The sequence below is a fragment of the Rubrimonas sp. genome (genome assembly GCF_036788415.1).
GTDB lineage: Bacteria > Pseudomonadota > Alphaproteobacteria > Rhodobacterales > Rhodobacteraceae > Rubrimonas.
The window spans coordinates 32114-53709 of sequence record NZ_DAIQNN010000016.1 but is presented as its reverse complement, the minus strand read 5'-3'; the positions used below and the strand labels follow the sequence as shown (position 1 = coordinate 53709).

The window sequence follows — 21596 nt, the reverse complement described above, 5'->3', positions numbered from 1 at the left end:
GCGGCGAAGCTGGTGACCACCCAGCCCGCGGCGATGGCGAGGCCGATCACCGCGCCGGCGAACATCAGACCCGGCCGCGCGCGGAAGGCGGGCGAGGCGAAGACCCAGAGGAACAGGCCCCCCGCCACGGCGATGGCGGTTGCGGCATGCAGGTCCGCGCCGGTCATCGCCGACAGGATGGCCCCAAGCGACTGGTTCCCCGCGAAGGACAGGTCCATCGCCTGCGCATCGACCAGCGCCACCCGAACCTGCGCGACGAGCCCCCGCTGCGCCGCGAGCGCCGCGAGGCCCATCACGACCAGAACCACCAGCGCCTTGAGGCTGCCGCCGCCCACCTGGACCAGCGCGCTGAAGCCGCAGGCCCCGACCAGCGCCATGCCGATGCCGAACAGCAGGCCCCCCAGCACCGCGCCGGGCAGCGACAGCAGGGGCGAGAGGTAGAAACTGTCCTCGACCGCGATCAGCCCGCCCAGCCACAACGCCTGCGTGAGGGCCATAGCCACGGCCGTTGCCAGCACCCAGGCGCGCAGGGCGGTCGCGTCATTGGCATACCACCAGCGCTCGAGCGCCGAGAGGGTGCAGAACCGCCAGCGCCGGGCCACGAAGCCCATTGCGGCGCCTGCCAGAAGGCCCGCGAGCGGGGCCAGCCATCCGCTCTGCGCGAGCGCGATCATCGGCGTCGCCTCCCATGCCATGTTTTCGCCACGCTACGCCCGATGGCGCGCGGCGTCCATGTCGGGGCGGCCTCGACGCCCGGTCACTCGGCGGCGACGCCGTCGCAGCCGGGATCGCAGAACAGGGAATACAGCGCGGCGATGACCTGCGTCACCTCGCCTTCCGCCAGCGTGTAGTAGATGTTCCGTCCGTCGCGTCGGGTGGTCACCAGATTGTCGATGCGCAGGCGGGCAAGCTGCTGGGAGACAGCCGCCTGCGGCATGGCCAGCATGTCCTCGAGTTCCGAGACCGAACGCTCGCCGCGTGCCAGGATGCAAAGGATCACCAGCCGGGTCTCGTGCGACAGCGCCTTCAACAGGTCGCTGGCGTGACGCGCATGCGCCATCAGGGCGGCGACTTCCGCGGCGGTCGGGTTCTGGCTGAGCGCGGGGAGCGCCATGGACCAAGGGCTCCTCGGGAGCGCGACGGGGGGCACGGGACGCCCGGACCGATCATCCGCATTTTCTTGTTGCAGCGCAACGGGGACGCATCGCGGCCCCGATCAAGGGGGGAACGGCGGCGGACCGAGCATCTGCCCGAGCAGCCCCCAGAAGAAATCTTCGCCCGGATAGCCGCGTATCCGCCCGATCTCCTCCGTGCCCCGAAGCAGCAGGAAGCTCGGCGTCATCCGTTCGGGCGCATAGGCAGCCAGTTCGGCCGGCCAGCCCCGCGTGACGTCGACGATGCGCAGCGGCGCGCGACGCCCTTCCTCGGTGGCGGCGTAGATCGGGCCGATCTCGGCTTTCCAGCGCTTGCACCACACGCAGCCCTCGCGCTCGATCATCACGAGGCGCAAGCCGCCATCCGGCGCTGCGATGTCCTGCGGCCCCTCGGCCCGCAGCATGGGCGGGGCAGACAGCAGGAGCAGCAGCGACAGCAGGGCGGCGAACGGGCGCATGGGCGTGTCTCCGATGGCGCTTGCGAAAGTTACATAGAACGGCTTGAATATGTCCAGCGTCGCAAGCGGCCGGCAGAGGCTGCGGGGCGCGGGGGAGGCGGCATGTTCGACGTCAGCACGGGCGGGGCGTTCCTCGCGGGCCTGCTGTCCTTCGTGTCGCCCTGCGTCCTGCCCATCGTGCCGCCTTACATGTGCTACCTCGCCGGCGTCGGCGTCGAGGAGATCCGGGACGGGGGCGACCGCGACCTGTCGCTGCGGCTGGTGCGGTCGGCCATCGCCTTCGTGCTCGGCTTCACCACGGTGTTCGTGGCGCTGGGGGCCACGGCCAGCCTGATCGGCCAGGCCATCGCGCAATGGTTCGACGTGCTGTCCATCGTCGCGGGGGTGATGATCGCGATCATGGGGCTGCATTTCCTCGGGGTGTTCCGCATCGGCCTTCTGTTCCGCGAGGCGCGGGTGGAGGTGGCGCGCAGGCCGCCGGGGCTGCTCGGGGCCTATGTGCTGGGCCTCGCCTTCGCCTTTGGCTGGACGCCCTGCGTCGGGCCGGTGCTCGCCGCGATCCTGTTCGTGGCCGGGACCGAGGACACGGCATGGCGCGGCGCGGGGCTGCTCGCGGTCTATTCGCTCGGGATCGGGCTGCCCTTCGTGCTCGCGGCGGCATTCGCCGGGCGCTTCATGGGCGCGGCGCGCGGCTTCATGCGGCATCTGCCCAAGGTCGAGAAGGCCATGGGCGGGTTGCTGGTGGTCACGGGCGTGCTGTTCATGACAGGCTCGATGTCGGCCATCGCGCAGTGGCTGCTCGACACCTTCCCCGCCTTCGCCACCATCGGTTGACCGGAGGACGAAGCCCATGACCACCCGACGCCTGTTTATTGCCCTCGGCCTTTCCCTTGCGCTCACCGCGCCCGCCGCCGCCGCCACGATCGGCGAGGACGGGCTGCACAAGGAGGACTGGTTCGCCCTCACCTTCAAGGACGTGCGCGAGGACATCGAGACGGCGCGCGAACAGGGAAAGCGCCTCGTGCTCGTGTTCGAGCAGCGCGGCTGCATCTACTGCACCAAGATGCACGAGGAGATCCTCTCGCGGCCCGAGGTGCGCGACTACATCCGCGACAACTTCATGGTGGTGCAGGTCAACCTGTTCGGCGACGAGGAGGTGACGGACCTCGACGGCCGCAGCCTTACGGAGAAGACCGCGGCGCGGCGCTGGGCGGTGATCTTCACGCCGACCATGCTGTTCATGCCCGAGGAGGCTCCGGAGGGCGGCACGGCGGCCGAGGCGGCGGTGGCGGTGATGCCCGGCGCCTTCGGGCGACTGACCTTCCTGCACATGTTCCAGTGGGTGCGCGAGAAGGGCTACGAGGGCGAGGAGCACTTCCAAGCCTGGCATGCCCGCAAGATCAACGAGATGCGGGCGTCGGGCGCATTGGTGTCCGAGTGATCCAACTTGTCACATGCAGAAATCTGCATGAATGACTTGATCGACGTCAAATCTCCGCGTAGCGTCCCTTCAACAAGCCAGACCGGCCTGAAAAATCCGCCGGCAGAGGAAACCAAGGGTCGCCCGCGCGAGGGTCCCGAAGCGACGGTCTCCGCCGGTCCGGCCGGCAACGGCCGACATGCGCCCCGCGCCGGGGCCCAACGAGAGGAGAGGCCCATGAACTTCACCAGACGGCAGACTTTCGGGCTGGCATCGGGGGCGGCGGCCTTCGCCGCGGTCGCGCCGAAGCTGGCCTTCGCCGCCGCCGACGCCGACGCGGTCGTCGCCGCCTTCACCGGCGGCGCCGCGCCGCAGGCGGGCCGCATCACGCTGACCGCCCCGGAGATCGCCGAGAACGGCAACTCGGTGCCGGTGTCGATCTCGGTCGAGAGCCCGATGACCGATGGCGACCACGTCGCGGAGGTCCTCCTGCTGGCCACGGGCAACCCGAGCCCGACGGTCGCGACCTTCCGCTTCTCGCCGCTGGCGGGCAGCGCGGCGGCGACCACCCGGGTGCGCCTTGCCAAGACGCAGAACATGATGGCCATCGCCAAGATGTCCGACGGCTCGGTCTGGATGGACCAGAGCGAGGTCAAGGTGACCATCGGCGGCTGCGGCGGCTGAGCCCTTTCAGGACAGGAGAGACACCATGGCCGCTGCAAAGCCCCGCATCCGGGTTCCCAAGACCGCCGCTCCCGGCGAGATCTTCACCATCAAGACGCTGATCAGCCACCCGATGGAATCGGGCCTGCGCAAGGACAGCGCCGGCAACCCGATCCCGCGCATGATCATCAACAAGTTCACCTGCGAGTTCGGTGGACAGCTTGTGTTCGGGGCCGACATCGAGCCGTCGCTTTCGGCCAACCCCTACCTCGAGTTCAGCGCGGCGCTGCCGCAGTCCGGCGACCTGGTGTTCACCTGGACGGACGACGAGGGCACCACGGTCACCACCACCGAGACCGTGACCGTCGGCTGACACGCCTTCGCGTCCCGCCCCCGCGGGGGCAGGGCGCTCTGCCGTTGCTGACAATAACGCCGGGCCGCCCCAGCGCGGACCCGTGGGGAGGTTTCTATGCTCGCACCCAAGTGCGCGGTCGGGGCCATGGCGGGCCTCGCCATGGCGGTCGGCGGATCCGCCGCTCAGGCCGACGACCTGGAAGTCTACAAGCAGATGCTGTCCGACCCTTTCGCCAATCCGGGCTATCTGGCCGCGGATGCCGGCGAGGCGCTGTGGCAGACGCCCGCCGGACCGAAGAATGCCACGCTCGAGGGCTGCGATCTCGGGCTGGGCGCGGGCGTCGTCGACGGGGCCTTCGCGCAGATGCCGCGCTGGTTCGAGGACGCGGGCCGCGTCATGGACGTGGACACCCGCATCGGCTGGTGCCGCGAGACGCTTCAGGGCATCCCGATGGCCGAGACCGCCAAGGGCGCCTTCTCCAAGCGCGGCGGGCGATCCGACATGGAGCAGCTCGTGCTCTATGTCGCTTCGAAGTCCGAGGGCCTGCCGATCCAGGCGCCGCTCGCGCATCCCAAGGAGCAGGAGGCCTACGCGCTGGGCGAGGCGATGTTCTTCCGCCGCGCCGGCACGCTCGACTATTCCTGCGCCACCTGCCACAGCAACACCGGCGCGCGCATCCGCCTGCAGGACCTGCCGAACCTGCTGACGCCGGAAGGCGCGGCGGTGCCCATGACGACCTGGCCGACCTACCGCGTCAGCCACGAGAGCGTGCGGACCATGCAGCACCGCATGTGGGACTGCTACTGGCAGATGCGCATGCCGGACGTGGCCTGGGGCTCGGACGTCACCATCGCGCTGATCACCTACATGGCCAAGAACGCCGAGGGGGCCGAGCTCGCCGTCCCCGGCCTGAAGCGCTGAGAGGGACCGGACACATGCGCAGCCTGACCCTCGCCGCCGCGGCCGCCGCCTTCGCCGCCCCCGCGCTGGCCGAGCCGATCACCCCGGTCGCCATCGCCCCCGAGACGGTCGCCGCGGCCATCGCCGCGGCCTGGCCGGACCTGTCCCCCGAGCTGCAGGCCCGGGTGGACCAGGACGAGACCATGGCGGCCTGCACGCAGTACCGCGACCTGCCCCCCGACGACATCCACGAGGCCATCCTCGCCCGCGAGAAGGCCAACATCGTCTATCCCGCCGACGGCGTGCTGATGGGCGACTGGCAGGCCGGGATGAAGGAGGCCAACAACGGCTATGGCGGCCGGATGCGCGACAACCCGGACCGGGTGGTCGGCGGAAACTGCTACGCGTGCCACCAGCTCGCCCCCGACGAGGTCGCCTACGGCAATCTCGGGCCGAGCCTGACCGGCTACGGCACGCTCGAGCCGCTGACCGACGAGCGGATCAAGGCGACCTACGAGAAGATCTTCAACGCCCAGTCGGTGCTGCCCTGCTCGCAGATGCCGCGCATGGGCGCCAACGGCTTCCTGACGCCGGAACAGGTCCGCGATTTCGTGGCCATGCTCCTGCACCCCGACAGCCCGGTCAACAAGTGACCCACCGGGCCGTGCGCTGGGTCTGAGCCCCGCCGCGGCCCGCCCGACGACGCGAGGACATGATGAAGCTGAACAGACGCCACATTCTGGCGGCCGGCGCCGCCTTGGCCGGAAGCCTGGGCGGCGTGCCGCTGCGCGCGCTCGCCCAGCAGCGGCTGACGGAGGCCGACCTGCTGGACGCCGCGCCGTTCGGCAACGTCACCATCGCGCACATCACCGACATCCACGCCCAGCTGAAGCCGGTATGGTTCCGCGAGCCGTCGATCAACCTCGGCGTGGGCGAGGCGACGGGCCTGCCCCCGCACGTCACGGGCGCGGATTTCCTGAAGCTCTACGGCATCGAGCCGGGCTCGCCTCAGGCCTATGCGCTGACCTACCCCGATTTCGAGGCGCTGGGCCGGACCTATGGGCGCATGGGCGGACTCGACCGCGTGGCGACCGTGATGAAGCGCCTGCGCGCCGAGCGGCCGGGGGGCGTGCTGCTGCTGGACGGCGGCGACACCTGGCAGGGCAGCTACACCTCCAACCTCACGCAGGGCGCCGACATGGTCGCGGCGATGAACCTGCTCGCCCCCGACGCCATGACCGGCCACTGGGAGTTCACCTACGGCACGGACCGCGTGAAGGAGCTGGTGGAGAGCCTGCCCTTCCCCTTCCTCGGCGCCAACATCTTCGATGCCGAATGGGACGAGCCGGCCTTCGAGGCGTGGCGCATGTACGACCGCGGCGGCGTGCAGGTCGCGGTGATCGGGCAGGCCTTCCCCTATCTCCCGATCGCCAACCCGCGCTGGATGATGGAGAACTGGTCCTTCGGAATCCGCGAGGAGGTCGTGGCCGCCCGCGTGCAGGAGGCCCGCGACGCCGGCGCCCAAGTCGTCGTGCTGCTGTCGCACAACGGCTTCGACGTGGACCGCAAGCTGGCGGGCCGCGTGCCGGGCATCGACGTGATCCTCACCGGCCACACCCACGACGCGCTTCCCGAGCCGGTGATCGTCGGCCGCACGCTGGTCATCGCCTCGGGCTCGCAGGGCAAGTTCCTGACCTCGCTCGATCTCGACGTGCAGGGGGGCGAGGTGAAGGGCTGGCGGTCGCGCCTGATCCCGATCTTTGCCGACGTGATCGCGCCCGACCCGGAGATGGCGGCGCTGATCGACGAGGTGCGCGCGCCCCACGAGGCGGAGCTCGGCCGCGTGGTCGGGCGCACCGAGTCGCTGCTCTACCGCCGGGGGAACTTCAACGGCACCTTCGACGACCTGATCTGCGAGGCGCTGCTGGCAGAGCGCGACGCCGAGATCGCGCTGTCGCCGGGCTTCCGCTGGGGCACCTCGCTGCTGCCGGGCGACGACATCACGGTCGAGGACATCCACAACGCCACCGCCATGACCTATCCGGCCGCCTACCGCCTGAGCATGAGCGGCGCGACGCTGCGCGAGGTGATGGAGGACGTGGCCGACAACCTGTTCAACGTCGATCCCTATTACCAGCAGGGCGGCGACATGGTCCGGGTCGGCGGCATGGGCTACGCCATCGACATCCATGCGCCCATGGGCAGCCGCATCTCGGAGATGACGCTTCTCAAGACCGGCGAGCCCATCGAGGCCTCGCGCGACTACGTCGTGGCGGGCTGGGCATCGGTGAACCAGGGGACCGAGGGCCCCGCCATCTGGGACGTGGTGCTGTCCCATCTCGCGAAGAACCCGGTGGTGCGGCTCGAGCCCAACACCTCCGTCAAGGTGGTCGGGGCGTGAGGCCCGAGACGAGGAGAGACGCCGTGACCGACAAGACCAATCCCGCCAACCCCTCGCGCCGCGCGCTCCTGCGCGGCGCGGCGCTGACCGGCACGGCGCTGGCTGCGGGCGCGGCCGGCGGCCGGGCCATGGCCGCCGCCGACCCCGCCATCACCGAGATCCAAGACTGGAACCGTTATCTCGGCGCAGGCGTGGACGCCGCCCCCTACGGCATGCCCTCGCCGCACGAGGCCCATGTCGTGCGCCGCGGCGTGTCCTGGCTGACCGCCGAGAACACCTCGTCGATCAACTTCACGCCGCTGCACGAGCTCGACGGCATCATCACGCCCAACGGGCTGTGCTTCGAGCGCCACCATGCCGGCGCGGCGGAGATCGAGCCGTCGATGCACCGGCTGATGATCCACGGCCTCGTGGACACGCCGCTGGTGTTCACCATGCAGGACATCCTGCGCATGCCGCGGGTGAACAAGGTCTATTTCCTTGAATGCGCCGCCAACTCCGGCATGGAGTGGCGGGGCGCGCAGCTGAACGGCTGCCAGTTCACCCATGGCATGGTGCATTGCGTCCACTACACCGGCGTCAAGCTATCCACGATCCTCGAGATGGCGGGCGTGCGCACCACCGGCAAATGGATCCTGCCCGAAGGCGCCGACGCCTCGCACATGACCCGCTCGATCCCCATCGAGAAGGCCATGGACGACTGTATGCTGGCCTTCAGGATGAACGGCGAGGCGCTGCGCACCGAGCAGGGCCATCCGCTGCGCCTCGTGGTGCCGGGCTGGGAAGGCAACATGTGGGTCAAGTGGCTGCGCCGCATCAAGGTCGGCGACGAGCCGTGGCACCACCGCGAGGAGACCTCGAAATACACCGACCTGCTCGAGGACGGCCGCGCCCGTCGCTTCACCTGGGAGCAGGAGGTGAAGTCGGTGATCACCTCGCCCAGCCCGCAGGCCCCGATCGCCCATGGCAAGGGGCCGCTGGTCGTCACTGGCCTCGCGTGGTCGGGATATGGCACCATCAAGCGGGTGGACGTCAGCCTCGACGGCGGGCGCAATTGGCGCACGGCGCGGCTGGATGGTCCCAGCCACGACAAGGCGCTGCACCGCTTCTATGCCGATGTCGACTGGGACGGCCGCGAGATGTTCCTGATGTCGCGCGCCATCGACGAGAAGGGCTTCGTCCAGCCGACCAAGGACCAGCTGCGCGCCGCCCGCGGTGTGAATTCGATCTACCACAACAACGGCATCCAGACCTGGCATGTCAGCACGGACGGGACGGTGGAAAATGTCGAAATCTCGTAAGCTCGCCGCCGCCCTGATCCTGCTGGCCGCACCCGCGGCCGCGGAGGGGCCGACGCTCGGCCGGGTCGCGCTGCCCGAGGAGATCGCCGCCTGGGACATCGATGTGCGGCCCGACGGCGCCGGCCTTCCCCCCGGTTCCGGAACCGTCGCGCAGGGCGAGGAACTGTTCGTCGAACAGTGCGCCGCCTGCCACGGCGACTTCGGCGAGGGCGTGGACCGCTGGCCGGTGCTGGCCGGCGGGCATGACAGCCTGACCCACGAGCGGCCGGAAAAGACCATAGGCAGCTACTGGCCCTATCTGTCCACCGTGTTCGACTACATCAAACGCGCCATGCCCTTCGGCAACGCGCGATCGCTGTCGGACGACGAGGTCTATGCCATCACCGCCTATCTGCTCTACATGAATGACGTGGTGGGCGAGGACTTCGAGCTGTCGCGGGAGAACTTCGCCAGCGTGCGGATGCCGAACGAGGCCAATTTCATCGATGACGACCGCCTGTCCGAACCGCACTACCAGCCCGGGCTCGTGCCCTGCATGGAGAACTGCGCGCCCGGCCCTGCGGCCATCGCCATGCGCGCGGCCGTTCTCGACGTGACGCCAGATGGCGATGGCTCGATCACGCTGGAGTAGGGGCCTCGCCGCGGCGGCGCTGGCCGCCGCGGCCGTGTTCGTCCCGCAGGCGCGGGCGGGCGGGGCGCCGCCGCAGTTCAAGGCCTGCAAGGCCTGCCACAAGGTCGGCGAGGGGGCGGTGCACGGCATCGGCCCCCATCTTGACGGGCTGATGGGCCGCAGGGCCGGCGGCCTGCCGGATTTCGCCTATTCCTCCAGCATGGTCGCGCATGGCCGCGACGGGTTGGTCTGGACCCCCGAGACGCTTGACGCCTATCTGGCGAAACCCGATGCCCTCGTGCCCGGCACGCGCATGTCCTACCGCGGCATGCGCGATCCGGCCGACCGGGCCGCCCTGATCGCGTGGCTGGCAGACGCCACGTCGGCCGAACCTGCCGAGGACGCGACCGTGGCGCCGGAGGTCTCTCCCGGCATGTACCAGGGCGCGCTGGCGCTGGCCGGAGACCCGGCCTACGGCGAATACCTCGCTTCGGAGTGCGTGACCTGCCACCAGGTCTCGGGGCGGGCCGACGGCATCCCGTCGATCGTCGGCTGGCCGCGGGAGGCCTTCGTGCAGGCGATCTTCGCCTACAAGACCAACATCCGGGCGCATGAGGTGATGCGCATGGTGACGACGACGCTGGGCGACGAGGAAATCGCCTCGCTCGCGGCCTATTTCGAGGGCCTCGCGCCGCAGTGACAAAACCCTCCGCGCGCGCGATATTTACCGTCAAGCGCCGTAGAAAAGGGCGCCGACACTCCGGGGAGGAATGCAGATGCTGCACATGGATCGCCGCGCCTTCGGCCGGCTGCTCGGCGGGGCCACGCTCGTGGCCCCGATGCTGGCGCGCGCGCAGTCGCGGCCGAAGCTCGTGGTCATCGGCGGCGGTGCGGGGGGCGCCACGGCGGCCCGCTATGTCGCCAAGGACAGCGAGGGCGCCATCGACGTCACGCTGATCGAGGCCAACCCGGCCTACACCACCTGCTTTTTCGGCAACCTCGCCATGGGCGGCTTCTACGACTGGGACAGCCTGACCCATTCCTACGACCGCCTCGCCTCGAACTACGGCGTGACCATGGTGCAGGCCATGGCGCAGTCCGTGGATCGCGATGCGCGCGAGGTCGTCATGGCAGACGGGTCGCGCGTGCCCTATGACCGGCTGATCGTCTCGCCCGGCATCGATTTCCGCTGGGACGCGACCGAGGGCTACTCCGAGGCCGCGGTCGCGAAGATGCCGCACGCCTACAAGGGCGGCACCCCGGCGCGCGAACTGTCGGATCGGCTGCATGCGCTCGAGAACGGGCAGAACGTGGTGCTTGTGGCGCCGCCCAACCCGTTCCGCTGTCCGCCCGGCCCTTACGAGCGCGCCTCGATGTTCGCGCATGTGCTCAAGGCCAAGGGGCACGACCGCTCGAAGGTGTTCGTCCTCGACCACAAGGACAGCTTCTCGAAGCAGGCGCTGTTCGCCGAAGGCTGGACGCGCCATTACGGGCAGATGATCGAGTGGTTCGGCCCGTCGATCCATGGCGGCATCGAGCGCGTCGATCCCGACACTGGCGAGGTGCACACCGATCTCGACGTCTTCCAGGGCGACCTCGTGAACTTCATCCCGGCCCAGAAGGCCGGGGCCATCGCCCATGCGGCCGGCCTGACCAATGAAAGCGGCTTCTGCCCCGTCGATCCGGCCACCATGCGCTCGACCATGGACCCGAACATCTTCGTGCTGGGCGACAGCTCGATCGCGGGCGACATGCCGAAATCGGGCTTCTCGGCCAACAGCCAGGCCAAGGTCGCCGCGATGATCGTCCGGTCGGAACTGATCGGCGCGCGGGCCTTCCCGGCCCGCTTCGCCAACACCTGCTGGAGCCTGATCGCGGCCGAGGACGGCGTGAAGGTGGGCGGGCAGTATGCGCCCACCGAGGAGAAGATCGCCACTCAGACCTCGTTCATCAGCCAGACCGGCGAGGACGCGGCGCTGCGCCGGGCGACCTTCGAGGAATCGCTCGGCTGGTACGCGGGCATCACGGCCGACATGTTCGGCTGATCGGCAGCGGGGCGGGGGCATGCGTCCGCCGCCCCGAATGGCGGGAGAGGGGCCATGGAGGGCTTCGACGCGACCCCCGTGCTCGACGCGCTGGGCGATGGCGGCGCCGCAGCGCTTGCGGGGCTGCTGACCGGCGCGATCTTCGGCGTCTCGGCCCAGCGCAGCCGCTTCTGCCTTCGCGCGGCCTGCGTCGAGTTCGCCCGCGGCCAGGTCGGCGAGCGCCTGTCGGTCTGGTTCCTCTGCTTCGCCACGGCGATGATCTGGACCCATGCCTTCGACCTGCTTGGCTGGGCCGACATCCACGCCTCGCGCATCCTCACCGGCGCGGGCTCGCTGTCGGGGGCCATCGTCGGCGGGGCGCTGGTGGGCTGGGGGATGGTGCTGTCGCGCGGCTGCCCGGGGCGGCTGCTTGTGCTGGCCTCGACCGGCAACCTGCGATCGCTGCTGACGGGCCTTGTGTTCGTGGTCGCGGCGCAGATGGCCTATCACGGCGCGCTCGCGCCGCTGCGGCAGGATATCGCCCTGTGGTGGACCACGGGGACAAGCAACGTCGATCTGGCGCTGGTGTCCGGGCTGGGGCGCTGGACGGGGCTTGTGCTGGGCGTCGCATTCACGGCGCTCGCGCTGTGGTCCGCGGCGCGCAACCGCGTCTCGGCGCGGACGCTGTGGTTCGGCTCGGGCGTGGGATTCTCTGTCGGGGCCGGCTGGCTGCTGACCGCGCAGCTTTCGCGCGCGGCCTTCGAGCCGATCCCGGTGGAGAGCATCGCCTTCTCCGGGCCGTCCGCCGAGACGCTGATGGCGCTGCTGTTCACCGGGGAATGGGCGGATTTCGGTGTCGGCCTCGTGGCCGGCGTGGTGCTGGGGGCGGGCATCGCGGCGCGCGCCGCGGGCGAGTGGCGCTTCGAGGGCTTCGACGGCGCGCCCGCCATGCGCCGCCACATCGCGGGCGCGGTGCTCATGGGCTTCGGCGCCATGCTGGCGGGCGGCTGCTCGATCGGGGCGGGGGTCACGGGCGCGTCCACGTTGGCGCTGAGCATGTGGGTCGCGCTGACGGCCATGTGGGTCGCCGCGATCGCCACGGAATGGGCGCTGGACCGGCCGGGCGCCGCGCCGGTGGCGGCGCAGTAGCGGTATCGAAATACCCCAACAGTGAATCCCTTGAAGTCGCGCGGGAAATCGCGCCAGAGCGCGCTTGACAGCGGCGCGTCGCTCTGCCACTCACCGCGCCTCAGCGACGCGGGGCGTGGACCGCGGCGAACCCTCGCGCCGCCTGCGGCGCCAAGGCACGGACGGACGATGAAAACCTTCAGCGCGCGACCCGCCGACATCGACAAGAAGTGGGTCCTGATCGACGCGCAGGGCGTGGTGCTCGGGCGGCTCGCCTCGATCATCGCCAAGGTCCTGCGCGGCAAGCACAAGGCGACCTTCACGCCGCACATGGACATGGGCGACAACGTGATCGTCGTGAATGCGGCCAAGGTGCAGCTGACCGGCAACAAGCGGGCCGACAAGGTGTATTACCGGCACACAGGCTATCCGGGCGGCATCAAGTCGGCGATCGCCGGAAAAATCCTCGAGGGCAAACACCCCGAGCGCGTGATCTCGAAGGCGGTCGAGCGCATGCTGCCGGGCGGCCCGCTCAGCCGCAAGCAGATGACCAACCTGCGCATCTATGGCGGCGCGGAGCACCCGCACGAAGCCCAGCAGCCCGCCGTTATGGACGTGGCGTCGATGAACCCCAAGAACACGCGGAGCGCCTGAGCATGGACGAGCTGACCCCCATCGAAGAGGTCGCGGCGCCCAAGGTCCCCGTGCGCGACGCGCTGAACCGCTCCTACGCCACCGGCAAGCGCAAGAACGCCATCGCGCGCGTGTGGGTGAAGCCCGGCGCCGGCCGCGTGACGGTCAACGGCAAGGTCATGGCCGAGTATTTCGCGCGGCCCGTGCTGCAGATGGTCGTCGCCCAGCCCTTCAAGATCGCCAATGTCGGCGGCCAGTTCGACGTGATGGCGACCGTCAAGGGCGGCGGCCTGTCGGGCCAGGCGGGCGCTGTGAAGCACGGCATCTCGAAGGCGCTGAGCCTGTGGGACCCCGAGCTTCGACCCTCGCTGAAGGCTGCGGGCTTCCTGACCCGCGACCCCCGCGTGGTCGAGCGCAAGAAATACGGCAAGGCGAAGGCCCGCCGCAGCTTCCAGTTCTCGAAGCGCTGATCCGCCCCGCCCGCCCCGCGCCCTGCGCGGAGCGGGCTCACTCTCCGGGCCGCCGTCTTGCGCTGCGCGCGACGGCGGCCCTATCTCTGTGCAGCGCCGCCTCAACTGAACGGACCATGCCAGGCTCCAGCACCCACGGCCCGACCCCATCCGACGGGGCGGCCGCCCGCGAGATCAGCTATGCCTTCGGGGCCAAGAGCCGCGCGGGGCGCGTCTTCATCCGCTCGGTCGAGAACATCACCGGACGCCCGCGCCTGATCCGCATGGCGATGGGATACGACGCGGAGGTGGAGCGCGGGCGCGATTTCTGGGAGGTGATGGCGGAACGCTATCGCCTCGCCCTGTCGGTGACGCAGGACGATCTCGCGCGCATCCCGCGCGAGGGGCCGCTGGTGGTGGTGGCGAACCACCCGTTCGGCATCCTCGACGGGCTGGCGATGGGTCGGATCCTCTCGCTGACGCGGGGACGGTTCAAGATCCTCGCCAACAACGTGTTCACCAAGGCGCGCGACCTGCACGAGGTGATCCTGCCCATCAGCTTCGAGGAGAGCCGGGCGGGCACCGAGGAGAACCTGCGCACGCGTCGCGAGGCGCTGGCCTGGCTGGGGCAGGGCGGCTGCATCGGTGTGTTCCCCGGGGGCACGGTCTCGACCAGCGCCCGTCCGTTCGGCCGCGCCATGGACCCGGCATGGCGCACCTTCACCGCCAAGATGATCACCCGCACCGGGGCGGCGGTGGTGCCGGTGTTCTTCGACGGCCAGAACAGCCGCCTGTTCCAGATCGCCAGCCACGTGAACCAGACCCTGCGGCTTGCCCTGCTGATCAACGAGTTCGGCCGCGGCATCGAGCGCCCGGTCAGCGTGCGCATCGGCGCGCCGCTGCCGAAGGATGAACTCGACCGCTTCAGGCGCGATCCCAAGGGGTTGATGGATCACCTTCGCGTGGCGACCTATCGGCTCGCCACGCCCCCGATCCCCGACCTGTCCTACGGCCACGATTTCGGCTGAGGCCCCCGCGGTTGCTTCGAGGCCACCTGCGGGGTATCCATCGCGCTCGCGAGGGAAGGGGAGACAGCCATGCGGACGGCCGCGATCCTGGGCGCCAGCGGCTATACGGGGGCCGAGCTGGTGCGGCTCATCGCCACCCATCCCGGGCTGCGCATCGGGGCGCTGACCGCCGACCGCAAGGCCGGGTCGGAGATGCGCGACGTGTTCCCCCACCTCACGCATCTGGACCTTCCGGCGCTGACGCGCATCGAGGATGTCGACTTCGCCCGCATCGACCTCGTTTTCTGCGCGCTTCCGCACGCGACAACGCAGGAGGTCGTGGCCGAGCTGCCGCGCGACCTGAAGGTCGTCGACCTGTCGGCGGATTTCCGGCTCGAGGATCCGGCGGTCTACGAACGCTGGTACGGCCACGCGCACCATGCGCTCGCGCTGCAGGCCGAGGCGGTCTATGGGCTGACCGAATTCTATCGCGACCGCATCGCGCCGGCGCGCCTCGTGGCCGGGACGGGCTGCAATGCCGCCACTGGCATGTATGCGGTGCTGCCGCTGCTGGCCGACCGCGTCATCGATCCCGACGAGATCATCATCGACCTCGCGACCGGCGTATCGGGCGCCGGGCGTTCGCCCAAGGAGGGCAGTCTCTACGCGGAGGTCGCCGAGGGCTTCCACGCCTACAACGTCGCCGCGCACCGGCATCTGGCGGAGTTCGACCAGGAGTTCTCGAAGGCTGCGGGCCGAAGCGTGACCTGCACCTTCACGCCGCACCTGGCCCCCCAGAACCGCGGCATCCTCGCCACCGTGTATGTGCGGGGCGAGGCGGCGGAGATCCACGCCTCGCTGGCCCGCCGCTACGCCGCCGAGCCTTTCCTGCATGTCCTGCCCATGGGCCGCACGCCGCAGACGCGCCATGTGCGCGGCTCGAACCACTGCCACATCGGGGTCGTCGCCGACCGGCGCGCGGGCCGGACGATGGTGTTCGCCGCGCTCGACAACCTTGTGAAGGGCGCCTCGGGGCAGGCGCTGCAGAACGCCAACCTGATGCTGGGGCTGCCCGAGACGCAGGGGCTGGACGCCGCGCCCCTGTTTCCGTGACCGTCGCCGCGGCAGTTGCGGCGCCGCCCCGGATGGCGGTTCGGGCGCGCATCGCACGGCTCTGGCGGCGTCTGCGCGCCGCGGTCCGCGTGGGCTGGCTGGCACTGGCCCGCCACGCCGGAGAGGACGGCGACGCCATGGCGGCCTACATCGCCTACACCGCCTTCCTCGCGGTGTTCCCGTTCGCGATCTTCATGACGGCACTGATCGGCGTGACCATCAGCGAGGCGCAGGCGCAGTCCCTGATCGACGGGCTGTTCGAGGCCGCGCCCCAGCACATCGCCCAGACCCTCGAGCCGGTGATCTTCAGCGTCACGCAGGGGGCGAGCGGGCGACTGCTGACAATCTCGGCGGTCGGCGCGCTGTGGGTGGCCTCGAGCGCGCTCGAAGCGGTGCGCGTGGGCTTCGACCGCGCCTATCGCGCCCCGACGCAGCGGCCGTTCCTGAGGCGCCGCCTCGTCGCGATGCTGTGCGTTCTGCTGGCCGTCGGCACCTTCGCGCTGCAGGGGCTGCTGATGGGCCTCGCGCCGGTCGGCGTCCTGCTGGCGGAGACCGCGCTCGGCGTCACCGCGCCCATCGCGCTGACGCTGGTGCGCTGGGTCGTGGGGCTGGGCATCTTCGCGCTGTTCCTCTGGGAACTGCACGTGCTGCTTCCCTCGCGCCGCCCGCCGCGGCGCCGGCTGATGCCGGGGATCATCGTCTCGACGGTGCTGTGGGGCATCGGGGCGGGAGGATTCTCCTATTATCTCAGCCTCGCGCCGTCCTACGCCATCACCTACGGCGCGTTCGCCGGCGTCATCGTGACGCTGCTGTTTTTCTGGCTGACCGGCGCCGCCATATTGATCGGGGCGCAGGTCAACGGGGTACTGATGCGCTATCGGAAATCGAGCCTCCGCGACGACCTGCCCTGACAGACGGGTTCCCCCGGAACCGCCGCCACCAAGGAGCGCCCCATGGCGATGACCCGAAAGAAGCGCCGCATTCTGATGCTGTCGGTCGCAGGCGTCTTGATGGCCTCGGCCACGGCGCTCGCGACGGTCGCCTTCCGCGACAGCCTCGTGTTCTTCATGCCGCCGACGGAGCTGCTGTCGAAGGACGTCTCGCCGAACCAGCGCCTGCGCGTGGGCGGCATGGTCGTCGAGGGCACGGTGATGCGCGGCGAGGGCGAGACGGTGGCCTTCGACGTCACCGACTACGAGAGCACGGTGCGGGTCGAGTTCGCCGGCGTCCTGCCCGACCTGTTCAAGGAGGGCGAGGGGATCGTCGCCGAGGGTCACTGGCGCGACGGCCGCTTCGTCGCGCGGGAGGTTCTGGCCAAGCACGACGAGAAGTACATGCCCCCCGCGGTCGCGGACACGCTGCGCGAGCCGCGGACGGGCATCTGACGCGGGCGCACCGCCACATTGACGCCGCGGACGCGCGCCATAGGCTTGGCGCATGGAAGGTCGCCTGAAGGGACGAACCGATGATCGCCGAATTCGGCCATTTCCTGCTGATCCTCGCCTTCGCCGTGTCGCTGATCGGCGCGACCGCGCCGCTGGTGGGCGCCCACAAGGGTTGGGCCGACTGGATGGAAACGGCGACGCCCGCCGCAACGGCCCTGTTCGCGCTGACCGGCGTGTCGTTCCTGGCGCTGACATGGTCCTTCGTGACCACCGACCTTTCGGTCGAACTCGTCGCGACCAACAGCCACATCCTGAAGCCGATGCTCTACAAGATCACCGGCGTCTGGGGGAACCATGAGGGTTCGCTGCTGCTGTGGGTGCTGATCCTCGCCCTGTTCGGCGCACTGCTGGCATGGCGCGGCGGCAACGTGCCGGCCCCGCTCAAGGCGCGGGCTCTGGCGGTGCAGAGCATGATCTCGGCGGGCTTCCTCGCCTTCATGCTGTTCACCTCCAATCCGTTCGACCGCCTGTTCCCCGCGCCCGATCAGGGGCAGGACCTGAACCCGTTGCTGCAGGATCCCGGCCTCGCCTTCCACCCGCCCTTCCTCTACCTCGGCTATGTCGGCCTCTCGATGGCGTTCAGCTTCGCCGCGGCCGCACTGATCGAGGGGCGCGTGGACGCGGCCTGGGCGCGCTGGGTGCGGCCCTGGGCGCTCGTGGCATGGGCGGCGCTGACGGTGGGGATCGCGCTGGGCTCGTGGTGGGCCTATTACGAGCTCGGCTGGGGCGGCTTCTGGTTCTGGGATCCGGTCGAGAACGCCTCGTTCATGCCGTGGCTCGCGTCGATCGCGCTTCTGCATTCCGCCATCGTCGTCGAGAAGCGGTCGTCGCTCAAGAACTGGACGATCCTCATGGCGATCCTCGGTTTCTCGCTGTCGCTGATGGGCACCTTCATCGTGCGCTCGGGCGTGATCGACAGCGTGCACGCCTTCGCCGTGGACCCCGAGCGCGGCGTGTTCATCCTGCTGCTGCTGGCCCTGGCCGTGGGGGGAAGCCTTGGGCTTTACGCCTGGCGGGCGCCGTCGCTGCGGTCCGAGGGCGTGTTCGCGCCGGTCAGCCGCGAGGGCGGGCTGGTGCTGAACAACCTGCTGATGATGGCGTCCTGCGGCGTCGTGCTGGCCGGCACCATGGCCCCGATGGTCCGCGAGGCGGTGATGGGCGACAAGATCAGCGTCGGCGCGCCGTTCTTCGACATGGCCTTCACGCCCTTCATGGTGCTGCTGGCCCTCGCGCTGCCGATCGGGGCCGTGCTGCCCTGGAAGCGGGGGGATCTGCTGGCCGCATCGCGCAAGCTTGCGGGGGCGGGCATCGCCGCGATGGCCGCTGGCGCTTTGCTGTGGTGGTACCAGACCGGGCGCTCGCCCATGGCGCCCGTCGCCATGGCGCTGACCGTGTGGATCCTCGCCGGCATCGCGGTCGAGATCCTCGAGCGGGCCAAGATCGGGCGCGGAGCCCTCGCGGAAAGCTGGCGGCGCGTGGCGCGCACGCCGCGCGCCGACTGGGGCAAGTGGACCGCCCATGCCGGGGTCGCCTTCACGATCTGGGGCGTCGCCGCGATCACCGCATGGTCGGTCGAGGACATCCGGATCAAGCGCCCCGGCGAGCGCTTCGAGCTCGGCGGCTACGAGATCGTCTTCAACGGCGTGGTTCCGGTGCGGGCGTCGAACTACGTCGCCAATCGCGGCGAGTTCACCGCCTATCGCGATGGCCGCGAAGTGGCCCATGTCTTTCCGGAAAAGCGTGTCTATACAGAGACGACGCCGCCGACTCCGACCACCGAGGCGGGCATCGACTACGGCTTCTTCCGCGACATCTACATCGTGCTCGGTGATCCGCAGCAGGGGGACGAGGGCGCTTGGGCGGTTCGCAGTTATGTCAAGCCCTATGCAAACTGGATTTGGGGCGGTGCCGTGGTCATGGCGCTGGGTGGCGTGCTGTCGCTGACCGACCGGCGCTACCGCGTCGGCGCGGCGAAGATGGCCGTGCCGCGAGCGCCGGCCGCGGTGCCCGCCGAATGAACTGGCTGCGGGGCTTCCTGCTGGCGCTGGCGCTGCTGGCGGGACCGGCAGCGGCCGTGCAGCCCGACGAGATGCTCGATGACCCCGTGCTCGAAGCCCGGGCGCGGGACATCTCGGCGGGGCTTCGCTGCCTCGTTTGCCGTAATGAATCCATCGACGACAGCAACGCCGATTTCGCGCGCACCATGCGCCTTCTGGTGCGCGAGCGCCTGACCGAGGGCGACAGCGATGCGCAGGCGGTATCGTACATCGTCGATCGCTATGGCGAGTATGTGCTGCTGACGCCGCGGCTGACCTTGGCAAACGCTTTCATCTGGCTGTCCGGGCCCGCGCTGCTGCTGTTCGGCGGCTGGACGGCCTGGAGATACCTGAAGGCGCGCGAGGCGGCCGGCAGGCTCAAGGCCGGGCCTGCGCCGCTGTCCGAGGACGAACAGAAGCAACTCGCCAGCCTGCTCGACCGCTGAGCGTCGGTTCGGAAAGACCGCGCAGGTTCCCCAGCGCCCGCAGCCTCACATGAGGCGCGGTATCCCCGCGTCGGCCGTCCAACCTGCCCGGCGCGGCAAGTCTGTCGGTCATGCGCCCGTCGCGCGGTCCTGCGCCCTTGTTCATCGGCTGGGCTCGTCCGGCAGCGCGAGACGAGGTCGGTGCTGCCCCGCGCAGGCGCGATCAGTCGAGGCGCGCGGCGGTGCGGAGGGCCCATTCGCGTCCCGCGTTGCTCACGGCGCCGGCGCTCGCAATTCTCACCCTGCCAGCCCAGTCGCCGCCTGACGAGCGACGGGGGTCAGGTCAACCGGCAAACAGAAAAGGCCGCCCGGGGTATCCTGGGCGGCCGATTTCATGGTCCCTCGCGATCGATCAGATCACATCATGCCGTCCATGCCGCCCATGCCGCCCATGCCGTCCATGCCGCCGGCGGAGGACTTCTTCTCGGGCCTCTCGGCGACCATCGCCTCGGTGGTGATCAGCAGGCCAGCCACCGACGCGGCGTCCTCGAGAGCGGTGCGCACGACCTTCGCCGGGTCGATGATCCCCGCCTTCATCAGGTCGCCATAGACTTCCAGCTGTGCATCGAACCCGAAGTTGCGGTCGGTGGACTCGCGGACCTTGCCGGCCACCACCGAACCGTCCACGCCCGAGTTCTCGGCGATCTGACGCAGCGGGGCCTCCAGCGCGCGGCGCACGATGGCGATGCCCGCCTTCTGGTCCTCGTTGTCGCCGACGAAGCCTTCCAGCACCTTCGCGGCATGCACGAGGCAGACGCCGCCGCCCGGCACGACGCCCTCCTGCACCGCGGCGCGGGTGGCGTTCAGCGCGTCGTCGACGCGGTCCTTGCGCTCCTTCACCTCGACCTCGGTGGCGCCGCCGACGCGGATCACCGCGACACCGCCCGCCAGCTTGGCCAGACGCTCCTGGAGCTTCTCCTTGTCGTAGTCGGAGGTGGTTTCCTCGATCTGCTGCTTGATCTGGGCGACGCGCGCCTCGATCTCGCCTTTCTCGCCATGGCCGTCGACGATCGTCGTGTCGTCCTTGGTGATCCGGATCCGCTTGGCGGTGCCCAGCATGTCGAGCGTGACGCTCTCAAGCTTCATGCCGAGGTCCTCGCTGATCACCTGACCGCCGGTCAGGATCGCGATGTCCTGCAGCATCGCCTTGCGCCGGTCGCCGAAGCCGGGGGCCTTGACGGCCGCGATCTTCAGACCGCCGCGCAGCTTGTTGACCACCAGCGTCGCGAGCGCCTCGCCCTCGACATCCTCGGCCACGATGAGCAGCGGCTTCTGGGTCTGGATGACGGCCTCAAGAAGGGGCACCATCGGCTGCAGCGACGACAGCTTCTTCTCATGGAGGAGGATGTAGCAGTCCTCGAGTTCCGCCACCATCTTGTCGGCGTTGGTGATGAAGTAGGGGCTGAGGTAGCCGCGGTCGAACTGCATTCCCTCGACGGTCTCGAGTTCGAACTCCATGGACTTCGACTCTTCGACGGTGATGACACCTTCGTTGCCGACCTTCTGCATCGCCTCGGCGATCTTTTCGCCGATGACGCGCTCGCCGTTGGCCGAGATGGTGCCGACCTGCGCGACTTCCTCGGAACCGGTGACGGGGCGGGCCATCGCCTTGATCTCGGCGACGACCTTGAGCACGGCGGCGTCGATGCCACGCTTCAGGTCCATCGGATTGAGGCCGGCCGCGACCGACTTCATGCCCTCGACCACGATGGCCTGGGCCAGCACGGTCGCGGTGGTGGTGCCGTCGCCGGCCTCGTCATTGGTGCGCGACGCAACCTCGCGCACCATCTGCGCGCCCATGTTCTCGAACTTGTCGGCGAGTTCGATCTCCTTGGCGACCGAGACGCCATCCTTGGTGATCCGCGGCGCGCCGAACGACTTGTCGAGGATCACATTGCGGCCCTTGGGGCCGAGCGTCACCTTCACCGCGTTGGCGAGGGTGTTGACACCGCGGACCATCCGGTCGCGGGCGTCGGCGTGGAATTTCACATCCTTGGCGGCCATTTCGTCAGTC

24 protein-coding genes are annotated in these 21596 nt (G+C 69.6%); 20 read left to right on the top strand and 4 right to left on the bottom strand.

The features are described 5' to 3' along the window. The 3 genes from V7Q31_RS06490 to V7Q31_RS06480 form a co-directional block, all read right to left on the bottom strand. Positions 1–674: YeeE/YedE thiosulfate transporter family protein (locus tag V7Q31_RS06490; protein WP_333832877.1), on the bottom strand; the 674-nt coding region annotated here is incomplete at its 3' end. Between the two features lie 83 nt (positions 675–757). Beyond that, entirely contained in the window at positions 758–1114 is a 357-nt protein-coding gene (locus V7Q31_RS06485) for an ArsR/SmtB family transcription factor (protein WP_333832876.1), read from the bottom strand. Positions 1115–1216: 102 nt separating this feature from the next. Next, on the bottom strand, positions 1217–1612 hold the full coding sequence (locus V7Q31_RS06480; protein WP_333832875.1) for a hypothetical protein: 396 nt from the start codon (positions 1610–1612) through the stop codon (positions 1217–1219). Positions 1613–1714: 102 nt separating this feature from the next. On the opposite strand from V7Q31_RS06480, the gene V7Q31_RS06475 reads away from it, so the two are divergent. The 20 genes from V7Q31_RS06475 (at position 1715) to V7Q31_RS06380 (ending at position 19543) form a co-directional block, all read left to right on the top strand. Beyond that, a complete protein-coding gene (locus V7Q31_RS06475; protein ID WP_333832874.1) occupies positions 1715–2446 on the top strand; it encodes a cytochrome c biogenesis CcdA family protein in 732 nt (243 codons plus the stop codon). Positions 2447–2462: 16 nt separating this feature from the next. Further along, a complete protein-coding gene (locus tag V7Q31_RS06470; protein ID WP_333832873.1) occupies positions 2463–3053 on the top strand; it encodes a thioredoxin family protein in 591 nt (196 codons plus the stop codon). Between the two features lie 216 nt (positions 3054–3269). Next, a complete protein-coding gene (gene soxY, locus V7Q31_RS06465) occupies positions 3270–3716 on the top strand; it encodes a thiosulfate oxidation carrier protein SoxY (protein ID WP_333832872.1) in 447 nt (148 codons plus the stop codon). Positions 3717–3741: 25 nt separating this feature from the next. After that, on the top strand, positions 3742–4068 hold the full coding sequence (soxZ, locus tag V7Q31_RS06460) for a thiosulfate oxidation carrier complex protein SoxZ (RefSeq protein ID WP_333832871.1): 327 nt from the start codon (positions 3742–3744) through the stop codon (positions 4066–4068). Positions 4069–4164: 96 nt separating this feature from the next. Next, positions 4165–4971: a sulfur oxidation c-type cytochrome SoxA gene (gene soxA / locus V7Q31_RS06455; protein ID WP_333832870.1), complete on the top strand. Its 807-nt coding sequence runs from the start codon at positions 4165–4167 to the stop codon at positions 4969–4971. A 14-nt stretch (positions 4972–4985) separates the two neighbouring features. Further along, positions 4986–5603: a sulfur oxidation c-type cytochrome SoxX gene (gene soxX / locus V7Q31_RS06450; protein WP_333832869.1), complete on the top strand. Its 618-nt coding sequence runs from the start codon at positions 4986–4988 to the stop codon at positions 5601–5603. Positions 5604–5665: 62 nt separating this feature from the next. Further along, positions 5666–7351: a thiosulfohydrolase SoxB gene (soxB, locus tag V7Q31_RS06445; RefSeq protein WP_333832868.1), complete on the top strand. Its 1686-nt coding sequence runs from the start codon at positions 5666–5668 to the stop codon at positions 7349–7351. Positions 7352–7374: 23 nt separating this feature from the next. Continuing rightward, a complete protein-coding gene (soxC, locus tag V7Q31_RS06440) occupies positions 7375–8652 on the top strand; it encodes a sulfite dehydrogenase (RefSeq protein WP_333832867.1) in 1278 nt (425 codons plus the stop codon). Next, complete coding sequence (locus V7Q31_RS06435) at positions 8636–9283, top strand: c-type cytochrome (RefSeq protein WP_333832866.1); 648 nt, start codon at positions 8636–8638, stop codon at positions 9281–9283. Before soxC ends, V7Q31_RS06435 begins: the two co-directional genes overlap by 17 nt. After that, positions 9261–9962: a c-type cytochrome gene (locus V7Q31_RS06430; RefSeq protein ID WP_333832865.1), complete on the top strand. Its 702-nt coding sequence runs from the start codon at positions 9261–9263 to the stop codon at positions 9960–9962. Before V7Q31_RS06435 ends, V7Q31_RS06430 begins: the two co-directional genes overlap by 23 nt. Positions 9963–10038: 76 nt before the next feature. Further along, positions 10039–11307 (top strand): NAD(P)/FAD-dependent oxidoreductase, encoded by a 1269-nt coding sequence (locus V7Q31_RS06425; protein ID WP_333832864.1) that lies wholly within the window; start codon positions 10039–10041, stop codon positions 11305–11307. 54 nt (positions 11308–11361) lie between these two features. Then, the gene (locus tag V7Q31_RS06420) at positions 11362–12435 is read left to right on the top strand and encodes a YeeE/YedE family protein (RefSeq protein ID WP_333832863.1); all 1074 of its coding nucleotides are present in this window, start codon (positions 11362–11364) and stop codon (positions 12433–12435) included. A gap of 168 nt (positions 12436–12603) precedes the next feature. Continuing rightward, positions 12604–13068 (top strand): 50S ribosomal protein L13, encoded by a 465-nt coding sequence (gene rplM / locus V7Q31_RS06415; protein ID WP_333832862.1) that lies wholly within the window; start codon positions 12604–12606, stop codon positions 13066–13068. A 2-nt stretch (positions 13069–13070) separates the two neighbouring features. Then, positions 13071–13517 (top strand): 30S ribosomal protein S9, encoded by a 447-nt coding sequence (gene rpsI / locus V7Q31_RS06410; protein ID WP_333832861.1) that lies wholly within the window; start codon positions 13071–13073, stop codon positions 13515–13517. Positions 13518–13633: 116 nt separating this feature from the next. Next, positions 13634–14524, top strand: coding sequence for a lysophospholipid acyltransferase family protein (locus V7Q31_RS06405; RefSeq protein WP_333832860.1), 891 nt, complete (start codon positions 13634–13636; stop codon positions 14522–14524). A 69-nt stretch (positions 14525–14593) separates the two neighbouring features. Continuing rightward, positions 14594–15616 carry an N-acetyl-gamma-glutamyl-phosphate reductase gene (gene argC / locus V7Q31_RS06400; protein ID WP_333832859.1) on the top strand — a complete coding sequence of 341 codons (1023 nt, stop codon included), beginning with the start codon at positions 14594–14596 and terminating at the stop codon, positions 15614–15616. Between the two features lie 32 nt (positions 15617–15648). Further along, a complete protein-coding gene (locus V7Q31_RS06395) occupies positions 15649–16527 on the top strand; it encodes a YihY/virulence factor BrkB family protein (protein ID WP_333832858.1) in 879 nt (292 codons plus the stop codon). A 42-nt stretch (positions 16528–16569) separates the two neighbouring features. After that, the gene (gene ccmE, locus V7Q31_RS06390; protein ID WP_333832857.1) at positions 16570–17001 is read left to right on the top strand and encodes a cytochrome c maturation protein CcmE; all 432 of its coding nucleotides are present in this window, start codon (positions 16570–16572) and stop codon (positions 16999–17001) included. An 80-nt stretch (positions 17002–17081) separates the two neighbouring features. Then, positions 17082–19079, top strand: a complete 1998-nt coding sequence (locus tag V7Q31_RS06385) for a heme lyase CcmF/NrfE family subunit (protein ID WP_333832856.1) — start codon at positions 17082–17084, stop codon at positions 19077–19079. Then, positions 19076–19543, top strand: coding sequence for a cytochrome c-type biogenesis protein (locus tag V7Q31_RS06380; RefSeq protein WP_333832855.1), 468 nt, complete (start codon positions 19076–19078; stop codon positions 19541–19543). The genes V7Q31_RS06385 and V7Q31_RS06380 overlap by 4 nt, the downstream gene beginning before the upstream one ends. A 396-nt stretch (positions 19544–19939) precedes the next feature. On the opposite strand, the gene groL is transcribed toward V7Q31_RS06380, so the two are convergent. Continuing rightward, the gene (gene groL / locus V7Q31_RS06375) at positions 19940–21586 is read right to left on the bottom strand and encodes a chaperonin GroEL (RefSeq protein WP_333832854.1); all 1647 of its coding nucleotides are present in this window, start codon (positions 21584–21586) and stop codon (positions 19940–19942) included. Between the last annotated feature and the right edge of the window lie 10 nt (positions 21587–21596).